This window comes from Bartonella sp. AA83SXKL (assembly GCF_042196965.1).
Lineage (GTDB): Bacteria > Pseudomonadota > Alphaproteobacteria > Rhizobiales > Rhizobiaceae > Bartonella.
This window is the reverse complement of sequence record NZ_JBHIRG010000016.1, coordinates 1-22,003: the sequence shown is the minus strand read 5'-3', so window position 1 is coordinate 22,003 and position 22,003 is coordinate 1. Positions and strand designations below refer to the sequence as shown.

General features: G+C 36.9%; 15 protein-coding genes. 3 read left to right on the top strand and 12 right to left on the bottom strand.

The annotated features are described in order from the left end of the window. Window positions 1-475 precede the first annotated feature (475 nt). Entirely contained in the window at window positions 476-1,564 is a 1,089-nt protein-coding gene (locus ACFINO_RS07310) for a 2'-deoxycytidine 5'-triphosphate deaminase (protein WP_375655337.1), read from the bottom strand. Between the two features lie 239 nt (window positions 1,565-1,803). On the opposite strand from ACFINO_RS07310, the gene mutL reads away from it, so the two are divergent. Together mutL and ACFINO_RS07300 are read left to right on the top strand one after the other, a co-directional pair. Beyond that, a complete protein-coding gene (gene mutL / locus ACFINO_RS07305; protein WP_375655336.1) occupies window positions 1,804-3,657 on the top strand; it encodes a DNA mismatch repair endonuclease MutL in 1,854 nt (617 codons plus the stop codon). Between the two features lie 109 nt (window positions 3,658-3,766). Next, entirely contained in the window at window positions 3,767-4,003 is a 237-nt protein-coding gene (locus tag ACFINO_RS07300; protein WP_375608064.1) for a DUF2093 domain-containing protein, read from the top strand. 19 nt (window positions 4,004-4,022) lie between these two features. On the opposite strand, the gene lpxK is transcribed toward ACFINO_RS07300, so the two are convergent. From lpxK to ACFINO_RS07260, 8 genes are all read right to left on the bottom strand, one after another. Beyond that, window positions 4,023-5,063, bottom strand: coding sequence for a tetraacyldisaccharide 4'-kinase (gene lpxK / locus ACFINO_RS07295; RefSeq protein WP_375655335.1), 1,041 nt, complete (start codon window positions 5,061-5,063; stop codon window positions 4,023-4,025). Further along, complete coding sequence (waaA, locus tag ACFINO_RS07290) at window positions 5,053-6,375, bottom strand: lipid IV(A) 3-deoxy-D-manno-octulosonic acid transferase (RefSeq protein ID WP_375655334.1); 1,323 nt, start codon at window positions 6,373-6,375, stop codon at window positions 5,053-5,055. Before waaA ends, lpxK begins: the two co-directional genes overlap by 11 nt. A 1,371-nt stretch (window positions 6,376-7,746) precedes the next feature. Then, on the bottom strand, window positions 7,747-7,992 hold the full coding sequence (locus tag ACFINO_RS07285) for a DUF4170 domain-containing protein (RefSeq protein WP_375618600.1): 246 nt from the start codon (window positions 7,990-7,992) through the stop codon (window positions 7,747-7,749). 46 nt (window positions 7,993-8,038) lie between these two features. Further along, a complete protein-coding gene (locus tag ACFINO_RS07280) occupies window positions 8,039-8,845 on the bottom strand; it encodes a 3'(2'),5'-bisphosphate nucleotidase CysQ (RefSeq protein ID WP_375618599.1) in 807 nt (268 codons plus the stop codon). Then, on the bottom strand, window positions 8,832-10,163 hold the full coding sequence (locus ACFINO_RS07275) for a TldD/PmbA family protein (protein WP_375612375.1): 1,332 nt from the start codon (window positions 10,161-10,163) through the stop codon (window positions 8,832-8,834). Before ACFINO_RS07275 ends, ACFINO_RS07280 begins: the two co-directional genes overlap by 14 nt. Window positions 10,164-11,363: 1,200 nt before the next feature. Next, the gene (locus ACFINO_RS07270; RefSeq protein WP_375655333.1) at window positions 11,364-11,813 is read right to left on the bottom strand and encodes a hypothetical protein; all 450 of its coding nucleotides are present in this window, start codon (window positions 11,811-11,813) and stop codon (window positions 11,364-11,366) included. 542 nt (window positions 11,814-12,355) lie between these two features. Beyond that, entirely contained in the window at window positions 12,356-12,922 is a 567-nt protein-coding gene (rsmD, locus tag ACFINO_RS07265; protein WP_375655332.1) for a 16S rRNA (guanine(966)-N(2))-methyltransferase RsmD, read from the bottom strand. After that, entirely contained in the window at window positions 12,903-14,303 is a 1,401-nt protein-coding gene (locus ACFINO_RS07260) for a pseudouridine synthase (protein ID WP_375655331.1), read from the bottom strand. The genes rsmD and ACFINO_RS07260 overlap by 20 nt, the downstream gene beginning before the upstream one ends. A 269-nt stretch (window positions 14,304-14,572) precedes the next feature. Between ACFINO_RS07260 and ACFINO_RS07255 the strand changes: the two genes are divergently transcribed. Next, window positions 14,573-15,019, top strand: a complete 447-nt coding sequence (locus ACFINO_RS07255; protein WP_375632851.1) for a nucleoside deaminase — start codon at window positions 14,573-14,575, stop codon at window positions 15,017-15,019. A gap of 647 nt (window positions 15,020-15,666) precedes the next feature. On the opposite strand, the gene ACFINO_RS07250 is transcribed toward ACFINO_RS07255, so the two are convergent. The 3 genes from ACFINO_RS07250 to ACFINO_RS07240 form a co-directional block, all read right to left on the bottom strand. Next, window positions 15,667-16,158, bottom strand: coding sequence for a hypothetical protein (locus tag ACFINO_RS07250; protein WP_375612104.1), 492 nt, complete (start codon window positions 16,156-16,158; stop codon window positions 15,667-15,669). Window positions 16,159-16,335: 177 nt separating this feature from the next. Continuing rightward, window positions 16,336-19,251 carry an isoleucine--tRNA ligase gene (gene ileS / locus ACFINO_RS07245; protein WP_375632849.1) on the bottom strand — a complete coding sequence of 972 codons (2,916 nt, stop codon included), beginning with the start codon at window positions 19,249-19,251 and terminating at the stop codon, window positions 16,336-16,338. A gap of 247 nt (window positions 19,252-19,498) precedes the next feature. Next, window positions 19,499-21,295, bottom strand: a complete 1,797-nt coding sequence (locus ACFINO_RS07240) for an outer membrane beta-barrel protein (RefSeq protein ID WP_375655330.1) — start codon at window positions 21,293-21,295, stop codon at window positions 19,499-19,501. Window positions 21,296-22,003 lie beyond the last annotated feature (708 nt).

Below are 22,003 nucleotides of genomic sequence, written 5' to 3'. Positions count from 1 at the left end.
GTTTATTGAAAATAATTGTTACTAAACTGGAGTGAAAACTTATTTATTAACTCTTAAGGATAATTTTTATACGGAATAAAATATACTGGTTATTACACTCTAGAAAAATTGAGTCAATTGCAGCATCCAATCTCGCATATTTACTTTGAAAAGTGAGTAGCTACTGTTATATTGAATTTTATTAACCTATTGATTTATTATAATAATAAATATGAATAACATATTGAATATAGTAAATTTTGTCATGATGAAATAATCAAAACTATTCTTTTGCACATCATAAAGGGAGTTCGTATAGATAGAACCTCTTGAAAAAAGAAGTAAAAATGCCTCTCATACCCTCTCAAATGCAAGAGATGAAATAACCTTGGAAATTAAAAATAGAATGCATGACGCCGGTTTTGCGAAGCACAAAATTTTTTTTATCTAAAATACGCTTTCTGCATACATGTTATCAAAATTCGTGGTTCCCAACTCATTTAAAATGCTTGGACAACTTTAAACCCTGTGCTTGATAATGTGATCCAACATCATGTCCATAAAGGGTTGATGGTCGATTAAGCATATGCTCATAGACCAAACGGCCAATAATTTGACCATGCTCTAAGATAAAAGGAACTTCATGGCTCCGCACTTCTAAAACCGCTCTTGCTCCTTTTCCACCCGCCTCCTTATGCCCAAATCCTGGATCAAAAAAGCCTGCATAATGCACCCTAAACTCGCCAACTAAAGGATCAAAAGGTGTCATTTCTGCGGCATAAAGCGGAGGCACATGAACAGACTCTCGTGAAACTAAAATGTAAAATTCATCAGGATCAAGAACCAACTCCCTTTGACCACGATCAAAAAGAGGTTCCCAAAAATCTAAAACGTGGGCAACGGCACGTTTATCAATATCAATAACACTTGTATGATGTTTACCACGATAACCTATAAGCCCGTTTTCGTCTCCCTTTAAATTAATGGAAAGACCAATACCACCAACACTAATATTAGGAAAATCATCCGATATCAGTGTTTCTTGCCTTTGCAAAGTGTGCAACTCTATTTCATTTAAATAACTTTGCCCTTTTCTAAACCGAAGCTGTGATAAATGTGAGCCTGTATGCACCAAAATTGGAAATGTGCGTGGACTAATTTCCAAATAAAGTGGACCATGATAACCAGCACAAATTTTATCAAATTCCTGAGCATTATCCGTAATGACACGTGTAAAAATATCTAATCGTCCTGTAGAACTTTTGGGATTGGCAACAGCAGATAAGAATTCTGGTAAAGCTAAACTTTCCAAAAGAGGAACAATATAAACACACTCCGTTTCCAAAACGGCTCCGTCTCGTAAATCAAACTCATGCAACTTTAACCGTTCAAGCTTATCCAAAACTTTTGTATCAGGTCCCGGCATAAAAGAAGCACGTATACGATAAGCTTTCTCTCCTAAACGAAGATCAAGACTTGCTGGTTGTATTTGAGATCTATCAAATGGATACTGAGCCTTGAGAAAGTTATTCTCAATCAAAGCTTGTATATCACTATCTGCTAAAATACCGCTTATACGCGCCATATATATTGCCTTCCCTTTTTACATTGTTTCTTTTTTTGACCTAGATGATAAATTGGTGCAAGCTATTTTAAAGTGATAAAAACTATTTTTATGTTTTTTCCAACCGACTTGTTAACATAAAATAAAATAGGAGGTATTGTAAAAATAATACCTCTCATGCTCTCTTATTCTTGAATGTCGCGCAAATGATGTTATCATAATTTTCTATAGAACCCTTAAGTTTCCTGTTAGAATTTATTATGATTATACGCCATCTTAGCGAAAATATTATTAATCAAATCGCCGCCGGTGAAGTTATTGAACGACCAGCAAATGTTGTCAAAGAACTTGTTGAAAACGCTATTGATGCTGGTGCAACACGCATTGAAATTATTACAGTAAATGGTGGAAAAAATTTTATAAAGGTGAGTGATAATGGTTATGGAATTCCTGCAGATCAATTAACTTTAGCAGTTTCTCGCCATTGTACCTCAAAGATTACCGATGACGTACACAATATCTGCTTCCTTGGATTTAGAGGAGAAGCCCTCCCCTCTATTGGTTCTGTTGCTAAACTTAAACTCATTTCACGAACAAAAGATGCTGAGAGCGCTGCTGAAATTTCCGTTACTGCAGGAAAAATTGTAGGACCCAAACCAGCTGCTGCGAATCTTGGAACAATTGTTGAAGTTCGTGATCTTTTCTTTGTCACGCCGGCACGATTAAAATTTATGAAAACTGATCGGGCTGAAACAAATGCTATTAGCGATATGATTAAGCGAATTGCTATCGCATTTCCACATATCCGCTTTTCTCTTTCAGGACTAGACAGAACATCTATGGAATTGTCTGCTACAGAAAATAATATTCAAGGACAATTACAACGTATTACGCAGATTATGGGAAAAGAATTCGCCCCTAATAGCATTGCGCTGAATGCTGAACGCGAAGCGGTGCGCTTAACAGGTTTTGCCTGTTTGCCATCTTTCAACCGAAATAACAGCCTTCATCAATTTGCTTATGTTAATGGACGTCCCGTGCGTGATAAATTTCTATGGGGCGCTATCCGAGGCGCTTATGCTGATGTCATGACACGAGATCGTTATCCTGTCGCTATTCTTTTTATTGACCTCCCACCTGCTGAGGTAGATGTTAATGTTCACCCAGCCAAAGCTGATGTACGATTCCGTGATCCAGGATTAATTCGTGGTTTGATTGTTGGAGCTATTCGTGAAGCATTGCAACAATCTGGTATTCGTCCTACTTCAACCCGTTCTGAAGCAATGCTTGCTGCATTTCAAACACAACAATCATTGGCACAACAACCATTAGGCAGTTTTAAGAACACGCACCAGTTCTCTTCTTACAGTTCACAACCTCATCATTTTACCAGCGCTTCAATGATCCAAAAACCATTGGATAGTACTCACTCTTTTGATTTAAAAGAAGATGCCGCTCCTATTATGGAGGGCTTAAATACACCAAGTGGGGATGCATACATTCCAAGCACGACATCTTCATCAGAAGAGTTATCTTATCCATTAGGAGCGGCCAGAGCACAAATCCATAAAAACTATATTATCGCCCAAACACAAGATAGTTTGATCATTGTCGATCAGCATGCAGCTCACGAACGATTGGTTTATGAAGCACTCAAAAATGCACTTTATTCCAAACCACTTCCTTCACAGTTATTACTTATTCCTGAAATTGTAGAACTCTCTGAAGAGGATGCAACATGCCTTTTAACGCATAAAGATGCTTTGCAAAAATTTGGATTAGGAATAGAACCATTTGGACCAGGAGCAATTGTTGTGCGTGAAACACCTTCCATGTTAGGAGAAATCAACGTCCAAGCCCTTATTAAAGATCTCGCAGATGAGGCCGCTGAGTATGATACAACAAATAATTTAAAAGCAATGCTTGATTATGTTGCAGCAACGATGGCCTGTCACGGCTCAATACGGTCAGGGCGCCTTTTACGCCCCGAAGAAATGAACACACTATTACGACAAATGGAGGCAATACCTAATACAAGTACATGTAATCATGGACGCCCTACTTATATTGAACTCAAATTGGCAGATATAGAACGGCTTTTTGGCAGAAAATAAGCCATGCATCATTTTTACAAGAAAAATATTTTAAAATTAACTCTCGACTTTATAATACATTTTATGGCACTTTTCTTGAATCTCTTGTATCAAGTAAGAAGGAGTTATAATGTTTCCCAATGGTGAACGCGAAGCAAAAATTCATTATTCTAATAACGGATATGACATTATAGAATATGGTACCTATACCATTTGTGCTGTTAGCGGGCAAAAAATCCCTATAGATGATTTAAAATATTGGAATCATCACCGCCAAGAAGCATATGCTAGTTGTGAAATCTCCTATCAGCGCGAACTTGAGTGCAACCCATATCTCAAGCAATTGTTAAAAACAAAAGAAAAATAACCCCTCGAAAGCTATAAATTTAGCTTTTGCCTTTTAGACAAGAAAATTCAAGGGAACGTTTTCTAAAGCGGGTCATGACCTCTTCAAGGACCATACGACAGAAGTCTTTTTGAACAAAATCGACATTCACATCAAAGATAATAAGATTTTTCAAATCTTTTTGCATGTGAATTGTCTGTATACGGGTATAATCTTTAGCTGTTGTTGCTAGCCATAAATTGTGCATTTTAGCCTTTTGTATAAGGCTTTTTAAATTTTTATCTGTGAAAAAATAGTGGTCTGGATATATGTAAGTTTGCACCACATGACCAGACAATTCTTTAATAGATTTAAAAAATTTATCTGGATTGCCAATACCAGCAAATGCCAAAAATGATTTTCCTGAAACCTCATCAGATGCACTGGCTTTAAGATGAGCACGATATAAAGGCTTTCCAGTACGCGAAACAAGAAAAGCGACATTATCAGGCGCATCGGAGTGACCAATCAATAAAACACTATCCATAAAAGAAAACTGCGTTTTTAATGGTACGCGCAAAGGTCCTGCTGGAAAGACAGCTCCATTACCAAAACCGCGCATCGCATCAACAACGAGTAACGCATAATCCATATAAAGACAGCGACTTTGAAATCCGTCATCCATTAAAATAAGATTACATCCCTCTTGTTTAAGCCGTTGTGCCGCTGCATAACGATTAGGTGATACAGCTACAAAAGCATGCGGTGCAAGTAAAAGTGCCTCATCTCCAACACTATATGGAGTATCATATTTTTCATTTACAAGATGTACCCCTTTAACTGATCCACCATAACCACGAGATACGATACCGGGTACGAAACCAAGTTCTTTAGCCACTTTTGTAAAAGCAATAACAACCGGCGTTTTACCCGCACCGCCACATGTAAAATTTCCAATACACAAAACTGGCAGATCAATCACGGGAGGCTGTCTTGTCATAAAACGACTTGAAAAATAACCATACCCCCATGAAACTGGAGCTAACACAAAACGCAAAAAGCTTTTATTTTTCCACCAAAAACGAGGGGCGCTAATATGCATATCTACCCTGACGCTGACGTAAACCTGTTTGTATTACAAGGGGTTGTAAAAATGGATCTAAAATCTTTAATGTGCGCTCAAATGCACCTGCCATACCTGTCGCCACTTCATGAGCCTTATCAACCATTTCTTGCCGCAATGTTTCATTTGTTAAAAGCTTATACACCTGAATAGCAAGCTGTTTTGTATCTTGAACCATATATGCTGCATCATGCGTTAGAAATTGTTTGAACATCTCTTGAAAATTTGAAACATGAGGCCCTGTCAAAATAGCGGAACCAAGCAAAGCCAATTCCAATGGATTGTGTCCACCATTTCCACATAACGATTTACCAACGAAAGAAACTTTCGATAAGCGAAGAAAAAGTCCCATTTCTCCAATGGTATCTCCCCATAAAATATCGGTATTCATGTTTGGAACAGCGTCTCTACTCCTACGAATAAAACTTAACCCCTTATTATCGCATTTTCTGATAAGATCTTCTGAACGTTCAGGATGACGAGGTACAATAATTGTTAATAAATCTGGCAAATAATTTTTAACAATTTTATGGACCTCAAAAGCAATCTCCTCTTCCCCTTCATGCGTTGAAACAGCTGCCCAAACTGGGCGATTGCCGATAGCATTACGATAACGTGCAAGCAATTCTTGATTTTCAACCAGAAAAACATCAGCCTTGAGATTACCAGAAAACGTAACAGATTTTACGCCAAGTGTATGGTAATAAGCTACATCTCTTTCATTTTGACCAATCGCCAAATCAATATCCTTAAAAATATGTTTGGCAAGAACACGTCGTTTTTGCCAAGCTTTAAAAGAACGTTCAGACATATGGGCATTAACCAAAATCTGCGGAATACGCATTTTTGCAAGTTCTTTAATACGAAGAGGCCAAATTTCTGATTCACAAATCAAGACGAGATCAGGCTTCCAATGACTAATAAAACGGCGCACTGCAAAATCTAAATCCAAAGGAGCATATTGATGAATCAACCTATCACCAAAATGTTTTTTCACAAGAGTAGAAGAGGTCACAGTCCCTGTTGTCATTAATACATTGATTTTCAATGATAAAATATAATTTACAAGTGGAAAAAGTGCAAGTGTTTCTCCAACACTTGCTGCATGCAACCAAACTAATGAACCTTGGGGGCGTATATGAGAACTTTTACCTAAACGCTCTTTTTTGCGACACCACTCTTCTTTTCCACGAATAGCACGAAAGAACAAATAAAAAGGAATAACAGGACATAAGCAAAAACCAATCATTCGATAGCTTAAAAGAGCCGTATGTGCCTTTAATTCTACCATTTAAAATCACCTCATCCAGCTATTTTAAGATATCTATATACTTATTTTGTTAAAAAATTCATCAACACTATTGGTTGCATCCATATTTTTTAATATCATTCATATCTTAAATAAAAAAAGCTTAATCCATGAGAAAATTCAATACATATACACATTATTTAAATCTCTTTTAATTAAATTTTGTAACTTATATCGATTTTATCACTTCATTCTGCACCCTATAAAAAATCTTACTCAAAAATAACAAAACTACATTTCAGTCGATTATAATTTTTAAAATATAAATGATAAACCTATGACATAGATTGTATCAATTTTTTCAACTCACTGAATAAATACTTCTTATGATTTTAATGAGACTTTGAATTTTGCACGTTGGTATTTTAGAGAAAAAGCTTATTTTTACATATGTTAGGTATTGTCAATTTTTCAAAAAATAACCCATATAGACATTACAACCTAATATAAATACAATAAATAAAATGTGTTTAAAAGAAAGATCAATCTCTATTATTTCATTTCAATAAAATGAATATGTCAAACTAATCTTAAAAAACTTTTGAATAGTATAGAGTTCTCATTTTAAATTGTGATATAATCTCTTAAAGGTAATCCAGAAAAATCTAATCTTGTTTAATAGAGAATTTCTTAAAAGTCTTAAAGCAATTTAAATAAGAGTTTTCAAAATTTTAAATCCTCTCTTTTCAGGAGGTCGCAATGATATATTATTCCTTTTAAGATTGTATATAATCAACACAAAATGATTAACTTATAGATTGTAGTTTTAAATGAGTACTCAATAACCCCTTATGAGGTAAGTTAACTTCATAAATCTATTTAGTTTCTCTAAGTTTCTAATTTTGGTAAAGTTTCTAACGACTTTCATGGTTTCTAAGCTTATAGTAATAACTCGTTGAAAAAATTCCAATAGATAAGTAACGAGTGCTAATAATCTCAACAGAGTAATAATTGCTATCATTAATAATGCTACTCTTTTTATTAATCTTAACGCATTAGTGTCTCATACCCCATTCAAAAGCAGAGTGACTATTCACAATATAAGCATAAACTTCGAGTGATAGCTGTCATGATAATATTGCTGTTGTAAATAGGTTGATAGAAACTGTCTTGCATTTTTATTAAGCGTAAAGATGGTGGTGCAATAATGGATTTTATACCTTGCACGGACACTATTATGAAATGAGCTTGGGTGCTTTGGGAGATGTTTCTTAAAAAAACATATGAATTTTAAACAACAAGCATATTCTTTTTTACGGCATTCTATTTTACCCGAAGAACGTACCTATGAAAAGGACGACTAAACAAAAGCATGAAGCAATCTACAGGTTATAATAACCAAATATTCAAGCTTTATTCTGCATCGCCTAACTCAGCATCAAGAAACTGATGCAAATCTACAATGTAATAACGTTGTAATGCATTATCTACACTGCTTTGTGCTTTTGCCTGCCATGCTTCTTGAGCGGATTGATAATCTGAGAAAATACCAACCACATCTAAATCATCAGGATTCTTAAATTGATTACTGTTAAGATTTTTTAATTCCCCACCAAATACAAGATGTAAATATTGTTTTTTTCCTTTGGTTTCAGTCATATGTGCCTCCATATCATTTAGATTATTTTAGCGCGCTTTTATGTGATTAAACTAACTTTGTTTGACGAACAACATCTATCATATCTTGACAGCAATTATTTTTACCAGCAATTAAAAGTCCATACTGGTAAGGTTCAATTCCATAAGATAGTAAAGGGGCATCAAGCGATAAAAAACACCCTCCACACTCCTGCAAAATAAGATCAGCAGCGGCAATATCCCATTCATGACAATTTGGACGAACTAATACGATATCAATTTCATCTTGAGCAACAAGAACAATACGATAAGCAAGAGAAGGAAGATAATGATAAAGACTGACTTGATTGAGAAAATCATCTGGTAATTTTTGTGCGAGCGATTTATCAAGTGAAATTTTATATTTTCGATGAACCTCAAAGGCTAAACGAGGAAGTTTTATCCCATTTAATGTTGCCCCTCCACCCGTTACAGCTGTATAAACATCTCCTTGAGCCGGACATTGTAGAACGCCCACAATAGGACGCCCATTCTCAATAATGGCAACCGAAATACACCAATAAGGATTGCCAGAAAGAAAACCACGCGTTCCATCAATAGGATCAACAACAAAAGAGCGCTCATAATAATCTTGTTTTTCTCGATTATCTTTTGTTTCTTCTGAAATCCATCCATAATTTGGACGAGCTCCAAGAAGCCTCTCTTTCAAGAAATGATCAATAGCAAAATCTGCTTCACTAACCGGGGAATTACCTTCTTTAATCCAGACATCCAACGTGCATCCAAAATACCGCATTGCTAAATCTCCTGCCTCTCGACAAACGTCACGCAAAAGATTTAAATCAGAAGAATGATGCGTGTTATTTTCCTGCAAGTGTCATCCCTTCAATTAACAATGTTGGAGCAGCTGTACTATAACGCCGATCAATATCATTGGCAGGTGTTAAATGTGCTAACATATGAAGCAAATCAGAACCTAGCGTTACTTCACTTACCGGATAAGCAATTTCACCATTTTCAATCCAAAAACCGGAAGCTCCACGACTATACTGACCAGTAATAAAATCAATGCCATGACCGAATAATTCGGTCACATAAAATCCATTTCGCAAATCTTTTATCATATCGCAAGGCGATACTAAACCCGGTTCAATAGCAAAATTTGTACTGGTCGGCTGCACTAATGATGCCGAACGCATACCGTGTCCATTTGTTTTAAGTCCCAATTCACGTGCTGTAGATGATGAAAGAAGCCAATTTTTTAAAATACCATTTTCAATAATATTGAGTGTTTGCCCCTCTACCCCTTCTCCATCAAAAGGATGAGAAGCATTTCCACGTAATCGCAAAGGTTGATCGGTTACATTAACATTAGGCTTCATCACTTCCTTGCCTAGGAAATTCTGTAAAAGACTCGTTTTTCGAGCCACAGAGGCTCCATTGACCATAGATGCGATATGCCCTGCAATTCCACGAGCCGTACGCGGATTAAAAATAACATCAACGCTCCCAGTCGCCGCACGAACTGCCCCCAAACGTCGAACAGCACCAAGCCCTGCATTCTTTCCCACAGTTTCTGCTGCCTCTAAATCAGAAAAATGTAAGGCTGTTGTATAATCATAATCCCGCTCCATCTGTGTTCCTTCACCTGCAAGAGCACTACAAGAACGTGAAAAACAACTTGAGCGATAGGCTCCACAAAAACCATCGCTGGTCACAAGAATAAACCCACTACGGCCATAAGCTGTTGCAGCGCCACCAGAATTGCTTACACCTTTAACATCAAGAGCTGCTGCCTCCGTTTTTAAAGCATCTTCTGTTAAAAAATGACTGCTGGGTACAAAATCATCAAAAAGATCAAGATCTTTAGGATACTTAACCAAACACTCTTTATCTGCCAAACCTTCAAATAAACTATCGGGAGAAGCTTTAGCCATCGCAACAGCACGTTCCGCAAGTTCTTGCGGATAAGATCCTAAATTAGCAGAAACACTTGCTACTTTTTTTCCAACAAAAACCCTTAGAGTAAAATCATTGCTCTCTGCTGCTTCTGTCGATTCGACTTTCCCAAAACGAACTGATACACTGGTAGAATGAGCATGAACAATAACAGCATCAGCAGCATCTGCACCAGAACGCTTTGCTGCTTCAACCAGCGAAACAGCTTTCTCAATCTGGTTTTTATCAGTCATTATAGACTCCCTAAAATATTTTATTATTTACATTGATAAGCATTCTGACAAATTTATACAAATCAGAATATAACTCTTGTGTATTGATTCATAAGATTATGCACATTCATGCATTCTTTTTCTTTTAATGCATTAAATCATTTTCCTTTTAGCTTCTTTATGAAAAGACGTAATATGCCGTATATGCCGTAAAATCTCTTTAGTTTCAAGATTTCTCATGGGCCCTTATCATTTTAGGAGCCAAATCTCCACTGACAATCAAATCAACAGAACAATTGGCAATTAACAAAAGTCTTAGCAATAACACTTGAATTTAAGCCAAAGTCCTCAAAAATTCGAAAAGCATAAAATGATCTAAATCACAGGTCTTCCTTCCTCTGGGTAGTAAAAAACTTACCTCATATCTTTCCTATAGCATTCTTTAATTTCCAAGAAATAATCAAGAAAATGCCTTATATTTGTATACACTTCTTTGCTTCTATAAACTCTCTCATAATGAGACGGCACTCTTGTAAATGAAACAAAACTTAAACAGAGTAAAAAATATTTCCTTCCATTATGGTTTCAACAAAATGAGCAGTCATAAACTTCTTTACCCTAATGGACGTAATATCATAAAGAACTCATTTTTTATATTTAAAAGTAATCAAGAAATTATCTTGTAATCTTTCAATAAAATTAACAGTTTGATTTATACTTATAATTTATTGTTTTGTAATTTGTATAAAAAAGCCTAATAGCATAAAATTCTCTTTGTTTCGAACCTATTCATGTTGAGTCAATCACAACTATTTGCGAGCAAATCATAAGTAAGGAGCGTATGAATGAAAACCATTTAAGAAGAAATCAAAATGTCTCTTATGAAGGTTTTAAATGCAAAAGCTATCGCAACATTAGAAACCAGCAAATATCATGACGATATGGGCCTACATCATAAGAGAAGCAATGAGCTTCTGAAACTTTCTCATTTTCAACGAAGAGAGCATCTTATAAGCTTTTATATATAAAAAATTCAATGAATTTCATAAGATTTTTAGTGCAAAATTAATCCCGTAAGATGCTTTGACACGATTTCAACAGCTAACTAAAACCAAATCATAGCTCATCAATTTGCTATATACTCATAACTGATTTCATTCTAACAAGGCTAAGAGTTCTGCACCTTTTTTAAGGTATTAACTTCTTTATAAATGTACCCCCTTACAAAATGCTTTTGTTTTCAGTAAGAGCACGTCTACTCATTTCAATCATTGCATCCCGAAGATGTAACTTAATTTTTGATCCAATAATCATTCCAAATAAAGGAGCAAGTAAACCAGACATGATTACAGTATGACGAATTTTGTTATTTGAAGAACCAGTTTTTGTTGAACAAATATATTCATGATTAAAACTCATACGTGTAAAAGGAAGTTTAGCATAATCAGAAAAACAAACATTTTTTATAACTTTATCAAGTGTAAAAGTTACTGTAGGTCCTTTTTTAGGTTTCATTTGGCCTACAGCTCCTACTTTAAAAGCACCAAAAAGTTCTACCCACTCAAGTTCACTATCCCAGCAAGGCCATGATGCCACATCTTCCCATATAGCCCAAATTTGCTCAGCACTTGCTTCTGTACTAATCTCTTCACTATATATCCAATTAAACACGATAATCTCCCCTTTTTTACAAATTACTTATCTTTAGTGATAAAGAATAATATAAAAAAGTATCCTTAAAGCTGCACAACGATAAGATACTTAATACTCTCAGATTTACTTAATATGTAATGATTAAATCAACAAGGGATACTACTAAACTAAACACACAAATATTCAGGATAAATGAACAATATTTTCAATACTAAACAAAATATCTTTTTTAAATTTATACAATAACAAAAATAGACGTTACGCATCATATAAGATATAAATCCAGACTGCATAGCTTAAAGCTTTCAACTGCTGATGAAATGTGATGATTAAGGTATAGCAGAAAAAATTAGACAAAAAAGATCATAACTATTATCGAGGAATATATATCCTATTGGAGAAAAAACATCCTTCTATAGTAAAGCTAATAAAAATTCATCAATTCCTTTAACATTAGAATCTTTTATTGATTTTCTGCTTAACCTTTTAAAAACCATATAAAATGAAGAAAACTGTGTAAAAGCATTTTTTCATCCTATCAGATAAACACAAGAACTTTCTCAAGATGTAAGCGATCGTAATTTATAGAGACGTATTGCTGTTTCACCATAAAAACGCTCATCATCTAGATAAAAGACGTCAGGTAAATGAATCATTGTATCTTTCTTTTCTTCAAGTATGAAGAGTGTATCAGCTTTTGCCCACCCTCCTCGCAAAACTTCTACAAAAGCACGTTCACCTAAACAATGGCTATAGGGAGGATCAGCGCAGATAACATCAAATGGCAGCATTGTTCCAATATTACCAAGTTTGGTTGCATCTCGACGCAAAATCCGCCCTATTGACTGTAATTCAAAGGCTTCGATATTTTTTTGAATTACCCCACGCCCCTCAACCGAGTTTTCAACAAAAACAGCAGCCTTTGCTCCACGTGAAAGTGCTTCGATGCCTAAAGCACCAGTCCCAGCAAAAAGATCAAGAATGCGTTTATTGGTCCAAAATTGTTCTTCACGGCTAGAAAGAATATTAAAAAGGCTTTCACGTGTACGATCACTCGTTGGGCGAATCGACTGATTAACAGGCGAAAACAAAACACGCCCAGCAAATTTACCGCCTATGATCCGCACGTGGACCTCCAAATCGCTTCGAAGTTTTTGCACCGTCCCTATGTGGTTTAGATTTTTTCATAGCACCACCAAACGATTTTACCTTTTTCTTTCTCTCAAAAGAATGCTCATCATGACCACCTTTTATCATTTTCTCTTTATCCTTTAAAAAGCGATCTTTCTTACCAAAGGGATGCGTCTCTTCATAAGATATTTTGCCATGTTTTTGAACAAAACTTTCTCTCTTCTCTTTGTATGACGGATTTTCTTTTAGTTTTTCCTTGCTTCGATGAAATGATTTTCTACCATCCAAATCGCTCTTATGACCATGCGATTTCTCCTCACTATAAGAAGGCTTTCTACGTGCACTTTGCGGACGTGCACCAGGAGCCATCCAAACATTAGCACGGCGAGAACGCGGTAGAAAACGCTCTGCTTTTCCTTCTTCACTTTTCTCCTTCTTTACATTCTCGTGAGACTTTGTACTTAATCGTGCGCGACTATGTTCAACAGAACCATCTCTTGGTCGGCGTCGTATCGCCCTTTCACTTGAGAAAACCCAACCATCATTTGCAACAGAAAGATCTTTCTGACTTTGCTTTTCTGCAACAACTGCATAATTTGAAAATGGCTTAAGAATAGGAGCATCAAAATCTGCATTGGCTTGCATAATTAAACGCTCACCCAACTGATCTCGTAACATCCGCCCTTTTAACTCTTGCACGGCTCCTTCTTCTAAATCAGAGAGATGAAATGGACCATACGATACACGTATTAATCGATTAACTGATAATCCCAATGCCCCTAAAACATTCTTTATTTCACGATTTTTTCCTTCTCGCAAAGCGACAGAAAGCCATACATTCGACCCTTGTTCGCGTTCAATTGATGCTTCAATCGAACCATAAAAAATACCATTAATTGCAATACCATTTTTAAGGTTATCCAGCGCACTCTGTTTTACTCTTCCATGAGCACGGACGCGATATTTGCGGACCCACCCCGTTACAGGAAGCTCTAATACACGCGCTAAGCCACCATCATTGGTTAAAAGCAAAAGCCCTTCCGTGTTAATGTCAAGCCTTCCAACAGAAAGAACACGCGGCATTCCTTTTGGTAAATTACTAAATACTGTAGATCTGCCTTCAGGATCACGGTTCGTGGTGACAAGACCTGCTGGCTTATGGTAAAGCCATAAACGCGTTCGTTCTATAGGAGGTAAAGGTTTGCCATCAACTATAATAACATCAGAGCGGCTAACATTAAAAGCAGGCGTTGTCACGACTTTACCATTCACAGAAATACGACCTGCAACAATCATCATTTCTGCATCTCGACGCGAAGCAATACCAGCACGCGCTAACCTTTTAGCAATTCGTTCACTCTCATTATTTTCATTCATTTGCGTTTCAAACCAATCTTTGCAAGTATGTTCAGAAAATTATTCACATGCACCATACCGCTTATCCTGAAAAATGAAGTAGCATAATCATTTATCATTTTCTATCCTTTAACGACAATAATGTATCTGCCAACTTGCAAGTTTGTTTTAAACTCTTAAAAAAATAGAGGTATTCTTTTCATTATAAAAGCGTAATAAATTATTCATTCCATAGCATTCCTTATCGAGATAACCTTTAGATTTTCTATACCTTCAGTAGAAAGAATATTATGACCTTGACGCCCATGGAAATAGCCCTTTTAGAAGCGCAAGAGGCTGCAAAAAAAGATGAAGTTCCCGTAGGTGCTATCATTACACGTGGAAAAGCTATCATTGCACGCGCTGGTAACTTTATAAAATCTGCATATGACCCTACAGGACACGCAGAAATACGCGCAATCCGTATGGCTTGCGAAACATTGCAAAGCGAAAGGCTTCCTGATTGCGATCTTTATGTAACACTTGAACCTTGTGCTATGTGTGCCGCTGCCATTTCATTTGCACGCATACGACGTCTCTATTATGCAACAAATGATCCCAAAGGAGGTGCTATAGAAAATGGCCCACGTTTTTATCAGCAAACAACCTGCCATCACAAACCTGAAATTTATTCTGGTTTCAAGGAAAAAGAAGCAGCTCAATTACTTAAAGACTTTTTTGTACAAAAGCGATACTAAAAATAATTCTTCTTCCATAACTTTCACTCTTTAAAAACTATCCTACTTCTCAAAAAAGACTGTTAATTCTTCTGATATATATATAGCAAAAGCTATTTCGAAGCATTTTTTCTCTCTTTTAATTCTGCATATTGTTTCTATTAGATGATACATTCATTCAAAAGAATAATTCATTATTTTGTATATAAAATATAAAGTCCAAAATATCGTAGATATACTCTCATTTCAAATTACATTGAAACAGTAAAAATCTCTTTCTTGCACATCATAAGCGGAATTATCGTCTGGATAAAGAACGTTTTAGAAAAGACTAAAAATGTCTCTTATGAAAGCTCTCAAATGCAAGAATTATCGCAACATTGGAGTCTGTAAAATGAAATGATGGTATCCACTTTCTCCTTCCTAAGCATAAAGTATTGGAGCACAATAGATTTTACGTTATACTATCCACATGAGCAATGTTGTAAAATGAGCTTGAGAAATGTTTCGTGTTAAGGAAACGCATAAGGAATCTCTCGATGCTGTTGTCATATTGCTATTTCATGAGAATACCCCCTCCTACAGCAGCATTATAACTGCGCGCGAATGAGAGCTTGGTATCATAAGTAATTGGAAAAATACTTTACTTTAAATGTTTTGTCTTTTCCCTATCGACCAATAGGTGCGGTTTTTGCCGGTTGGCGATAACTTAAAGGTGGTTCAGTGAGATAGCGACGGTATTTTGAACTTCCAACTTGTGCTCTCTGACGACGTAAATATTCTTGTCGTTGCTTCGCATTCAACTGTGAAGGATTTTCTGAACCAACGCCATTAACTGACGATCCTTTGTGAGGAAAAGGTGTATTTCCTTGATGCTTCTTCGATGCTGCCATTTCATTGACAGATCTATCTTGTTGTGGTACCGGCAAAAATCTGCGTGAACTAGGGCTTGGTATTACAAGTTTTGGATGAGGTTTCATAACAATCTGGCTGCTGTTATTTGTTGGTGTTAATGAAGTGATATTAGCAACATCTTCAAAAAACTGTATTGAAACTGGTTTATTGGTACCATAGGTAGGAGCGGATAAATTGCATCCCGTTAAAACAAAGCACATCCCTAAAATTCCTATTGGAAATATTTTTATTTCACGTTTTCTCACTGCCTATTCCATTTCCTAGGTGTATGGCTGATTAATATTCCCGTTATTTATGAGAGAACGGTCCATACACAAATTTCCCCCCTGCAGATAAAACAACGGAATTTTTTTCGTACCACAAAAAACTATATTCATCAATATGAGAAATTTACTTGCATTTCTTTCCTTTGATCTAAAACTTTAAATCTTGCCAAGAATCTGCAATTCCCGCAAAGCAGCTGCATCACGAGCAGATACATCCGGATAAGCTGGATCACTTCCAACATCTTGTGTATAACGCCATGATCGAGCACATTTTTTTCCTAATGCCTTCTCTGGATATACACCAACACCTTCAACATCATTCAAAGTAAAAGCATCAGAAGGTATTGTGTCCTGCCTAATTGTGAGTGCACTGGTAATACAGATCTCCGCCATATCCACATTTTCTAATGCCTCTCGTAAAACCAGATTGGAAATAAAAACAATAGGCGCAGCCTCCAAAGAGGATCCAATACGCTTATTAGCACGTTCAAGCTCTAAAGCACCTGTCACAACTTTACGGACCTGCCGAATTTTTTTCCAACGCTCAGCCAAAGATTGGTTTTGCCATTCTTCTGGTACAGAGCGAAATTGTTCCAAATGCACCGATTGGCTTTCTGGATAACGCTCTAACCAAGCTTCCTCCATAGTAAAAGGCAACATTGGAGCAAGCCATGTGACCATACGCTCAAAAATCTCACGGACAACCTGCAAGGAGGCCTTGCGTTTTTTTGATGAAGGCGCATCACAATAAAGAGAATCCTTGCGGATATCAAAATAAAATGCCGATAACTCAATGATTGAAAAATCCAATAATGCACGCATAATCTTTTTAAAATCAAATTCATCGTAAGCGCGATTAATCAACTGATCAAGTTCAAAAAGCCTATGCAATATAAATTTTTCAAGATCCGGCAGTACACCATAAGATACTTCTTCTCCATCATCATGTGCTAAAGTTCCTAGCATCCAACGAATTGCATTGCGTAGTTTACGATATGAATCCACATTTGTTTGAAGTATTTTTTTGCCTAAACGCTGATCTTCCCAATAATCGGTTGTCATAACCCAGAGACGAAAAATATCAGCTCCAGATGTTTTAATGATCTCTTGCGGAACAACCGTATTGCCTAAAGATTTAGACATTTTTTTACCATTCTCATCCAAAGTAAAACCGTGTGTGATCACGGCCTTATAGGGAGAACAAGCACGCGTACCACAGCTTTCCAAAAGAGAAGATTGGAACCATCCGCGATGTTGATCTGAACCTTCAAAATAAACATCAGCAGGCCATTTCAAATCAGCCCGATCTTCTAACACAAAGCTATGGCTGGCTCCAGAATCAAACCAAACATCCAAAATATCATAAACCTGTACCCAAGGCTCATGTGCACGCTCACCTAAAAAACGTTCACGTGCTCCTTCAGCAAACCATGCATCTGCCCCTTCTGCTTCAAAAGCCCGTAAAATACGCTCGTTCACACCTTCATCTTTTAGAATAACACCATCCTCATTCGCAAAAATACAAATAGGAACACCCCAAGAACGCTGACGAGAAAGAACCCAATCAGGACGATCTTCTATCATAGAAGCTAGGCGGTTTTGTCCAGAAGACGGCACAAAACGCGTTTTTGAAACAGCTTCCAAAGCCCGACTACGTAAAGTTGAACCATCCCCAAAATCTTTATCCATTGAAATAAACCATTGTGGTGTATTGCGAAAAATAACCGGTTTTTTTGAACGCCAACTATGGGGATAGGAATGCTTTAAACGCCCCCGTGCAAACAATCGATCTGCTTTAATTAAAGCGTTAATGACCTCTTTATTGGCATCACCCATTTTTCCATTATCATCAATAACACGTGCAGGTCCTCCTTCACGATCTGGTCCTAAACCTGGAACATCTTTCGTATAGAACCCTGCATCATCAACAGGAAACGGTATAGATGAATCAATCCCCGCTTGCTCCAGTAAGGACTTATAATCATTCCAAATTTCAAAGTCCTCACGCCCATGGCTTGGTGCTGTATGGACAAAACCTGTACCAGCACTCTCTGTTACGTGCGAACCATCAAGCAATGGAATTTTAAAGTTATACCACCCAGCCAAACCTTTGAGTGGATGAGAAAGAACAAGAGCTTTCAACTCTTCAGAAGAAATAACACGCAAACGCTTCAAAACAAGTTTGGCTTTTTCTCCACAACTCATCGCTAAAGCGTCTGCAAAGAGAAGCTTTTCTCCCACTTGAGGACCAAAATCATTTTCAGCACTTTCAACTTCGTAAATACTATAAGAAATTTGCGAAGAATAACTCACTGCACGATTGCTTGGAATTGTCCACGGTGTTGTTGTCCAAATGACGACATAAGCACCATATAAATCATCAGAATTTGCTTCAAAGACAGGAAACTTAACCCAAAGCACCTCTGATTCATGATCATGATATTCAATCTCAGCCTCTGCCAAAGCCGTACGCTCTACAACAGACCACATCACCGGCTTGGAACCACGATAAATCTGATCTAACATAGCAAATTTTATCAATTCACTGGCAATGTGTGCTTCTGCATGAAAAGCCATTGTAGTATAAGGCGCGTTAAAATCTCCCACAACACCAAGGCGTTTAAATTCTTCACTTTGAACGGTTACCCAATGCTGTGCAAATTCACGGCATTCTTTACGAAACTCGTTAAGAGGTACCTCATCCTTATTTTTTCCTTGTGCTCGATATTTTTCTTCAATTTTCCATTCAATTGGAAGCCCATGGCAATCCCAACCAGGTACATAATTTGCATTAAAACCGCGCATTTGGAATGAACGGACAACCACATCCTTTAGAACTTTGTTTAAGGCATGCCCAATATGAATATGACCATTTGCATAAGGTGGACCATCATGAAGAATATAAAATGGACGATCTTTTGCTTGTTGGCGCAATTGCGCATAAAGCCCCATATCTTCCCAACGCGCCATCAATTCAAGCTCTTTTTGCGGAAGCCCTGCACGCATAGGAAAATTTGTCTGTGGGAGATAAAGAGTTTTTGAATAATCTATTGTTTCATTTTTCACAGCCATTGTGAAATATTCCTGTCCACTTTTACGATTTCATTTTTGCATAACTTCCCTGAACCCTGCAACTCTGGTTTTTATCTATAGGGAAAGCGGAGCTTATCATTCGTATTAAGCAGCGATCAGGAAAATATATCATCACAATCTATGGGCTTTATCATGAAATTCACAAGAAAAGAAACCAAAAATTGATCTTTTAAAAATAAAGGCTCCACTAATAGTGGAGCCTTTTAGAAATTTACTCTTTTAAAAATTAGAATTTATAAGCTACACCAACACGGAAATCATTGGTTTTGTAGTTAACTTCAAGTTTTTCCTTTGCAAATTTCTTTTTACCAAAATCAGAGTAACGATATTCTGCACGTACAATCACATTATCCAAAACCGAGAAATCAACGCCACCACCAAGTGTGTAACCAATCATGGTTTTTGTTTCATCAGATAAGTTCTTAGAAGAAACGACTCTTCCATCCTCATCCTTAACGAATATTGATACAGTGTCTTGGAACTGCCCATAAGCAATACCGCCAGCAAGATAAGGCATAAAGCGATCAGCAGCAAAACCAATACGTACCCGTGTAGCACCACCCCAATTTTGTTTGAAAGTATGATTTAAAGTTTCAACTTCATCCTCTTGATCAAGACCAAGTTCAGAAGCCATCTTTTTTATTTGTTCTATAGCATATATACTGGAATCGTTCTTATCCACCGCTTGTGTACTTTGTGCAGCGTGTCCAGACATATTCTGTCCACCATGAGAACGAGAAGCATGTGGATTAGTACCATTCGGATGAGCACCAGAGCTACGCCCACCTGCATGAGGTGCACCATGCGAATTAGCATTTCCGCTACCATGGGAAGAACTATGATGACCTCCGTTTTGGGCTCCGCTTGTTCCATTGGAATATTTTGCTGAATCAGAGGTTGACCCTGATCTCGCGAGTACAAGTGATGAACTCGGTACTGTTTTTTCTGCTGATGGTTGTGATACAGATTGTACCGGTGTAGGTGCTTTTACTGCTGGCTGTACTTCTGGTGTTGTTACAGTAGGTTTTACTGGTGCAGGCACTACTGATACAGTAGCTGATCGCGATGCTGACTGCACTGATGTTCCTGCTCCTGTTGTAAGGGATGTCGATTTAGGTGCAGCTGGTTGTGATCTACCTACCGATGCCCCTCCTGTATCTGATCTTCCTGATGAGGACGATGGCAATTGCACTGATTTTGTCCCTGTACTGGAGAGTGTTAGTTTAGATGTATCAGCTGCTTGTATTCTCTCCTTTAATACTGTCGTTGTAGTCGTTCCTGCTTGTGGTTTTGTTACTTGATTAGCGGAAACTGCTTGTACTCCTGACGATTCAGATGTTAACGTTTTTGATGGTAGAGTTGACACTACTGGCGTTTTTGTTGAATTAACATCGCCTGTTTGTTTGGATTGCACTGCTTCTGAGGCTGCTGGTGCAAGTTTTCCTGACGCAGATCCTGTTGCTGGCGTCCCTACTACTGCAGCTCCTGCACCAGCAGGTGTTCCTGCACCTGCAGATCTTCCTGAAGCGGCTTTTGCTGCTTGCGTTTGTGCCTGTGTTCCTATTGCTTCTTGTGTTGGTTGAAGCGTTGGTAGGCTTGCTGATCTGCGGGATCTTACGACTGCATTTTCTACTGTAGTGTTATCAGCCGCACCTATGGTAATGGTCTTTGTGTGTTTTTTTCCAGATATCATTAAATCCGTATCGATGCCAAAAATAAAGTTATCACCGAGATCAATATTAGAACCTGCATAAAAACCACCTACAAAACCTGAAAGTTTAGGAGAGAACTCTTTATCCAGTGGTAAACTCTTTTCTTGACCAACAAGAGCCACATCAGCTTTGCTCGAAAAACCACCAGCTTGGACACCTAAATAAAGACCTGTCCATGAAAAAGTAGGTGCAACAATGGTAGAAGTAGTCGATGATGCTGGCTGATGAGGAATCATAACATCAGCAGCTAGTGCTGTAGACGCTGAAATTAAAGAAAAAATAGACGCTGTTATTAAACGTTTTGTATTCATAAAATCTCTCCAAATATCCAAAATGAAATTCATATAGAGCATCTTTTCTGAAATATCTGTAGCAAAAATGACACACTCACAAAAAAATAAAGATTTTTTGAAAATAAGGCTTCTTAAACTTTTAATTTTGCATTCAATGAGAATTTGTAAACTAAATCACACTAGAATTATGTGTCTTAAAGTTGGATTCATTTTCATTAAATTTTCGTATAACTGTTAATGATAATATTCTTTTATAAATTTCTTTTTACCGAAATCTGAATAACAGTATTCTGCACGCAATAAACTATCATCTGTTATTGCAAAATTAATGCCCGCGCAAACAGTGAAATCAAATATTGTCTTTTTTAAAACCAAGCGCCATCAAAGTTTCATCTATTTATCAGCATGATCTACTTTTAGTACTTTAGCAATAGTATTTTGTATCTAAAATTCAGAAAACAAAGAACTTATTCAAACACTCGCAAAAAAACTTTTAGATTCTTTGCATAAGCATCTTCATCACGCCACATCACTTTGATTTATAATGATAACTTATTGTTTTCATATTGAATGAAAAAACTAATACTGTAGGATTCTCTCATTTCAAATCTGCTTATCTTGAATCAATCAAAACCACTTACTTGCACACCACAAGCGGGGTTGATGTGTGGGTAAAAATTGTACAAGAAAGGAGTAAAAATGGTTCTTATGAATCGTCTTAATGCA

Bases quoted from the DNA above. Each gene is read 5' to 3' on its own strand.
- ACFINO_RS07310 (WP_375655337.1), bottom strand. From the start codon at position 1,564: ATGGCGCGTATAAGCGGTATTTTAGCAGATAGTGATATACAAGCTTTG.
- mutL (WP_375655336.1), top strand. From the start codon at position 1,804: ATGATTATACGCCATCTTAGCGAAAATATTATTAATCAAATCGCCGCC.
- ACFINO_RS07300 (WP_375608064.1), top strand. From the start codon at position 3,767: ATGTTTCCCAATGGTGAACGCGAAGCAAAAATTCATTATTCTAATAAC.
- lpxK (WP_375655335.1), bottom strand. From the start codon at position 5,063: ATGCATATTAGCGCCCCTCGTTTTTGGTGGAAAAATAAAAGCTTTTTG.
- waaA (WP_375655334.1), bottom strand. From the start codon at position 6,375: ATGGTAGAATTAAAGGCACATACGGCTCTTTTAAGCTATCGAATGATT.
- ACFINO_RS07285 (WP_375618600.1), bottom strand. From the start codon at position 7,992: ATGACTGAAACCAAAGGAAAAAAACAATATTTACATCTTGTATTTGGT.
- ACFINO_RS07275 (WP_375612375.1), bottom strand. From the start codon at position 10,163: ATGACTGATAAAAACCAGATTGAGAAAGCTGTTTCGCTGGTTGAAGCA.
- ACFINO_RS07260 (WP_375655331.1), bottom strand. From the start codon at position 14,303: ATGAATGAAAATAATGAGAGTGAACGAATTGCTAAAAGGTTAGCGCGT.
- ACFINO_RS07255 (WP_375632851.1), top strand. From the start codon at position 14,573: ATGACCTTGACGCCCATGGAAATAGCCCTTTTAGAAGCGCAAGAGGCT.
- ileS (WP_375632849.1), bottom strand. From the start codon at position 19,251: ATGGCTGTGAAAAATGAAACAATAGATTATTCAAAAACTCTTTATCTC.
- ACFINO_RS07240 (WP_375655330.1), bottom strand. From the start codon at position 21,295: ATGAATACAAAACGTTTAATAACAGCGTCTATTTTTTCTTTAATTTCA.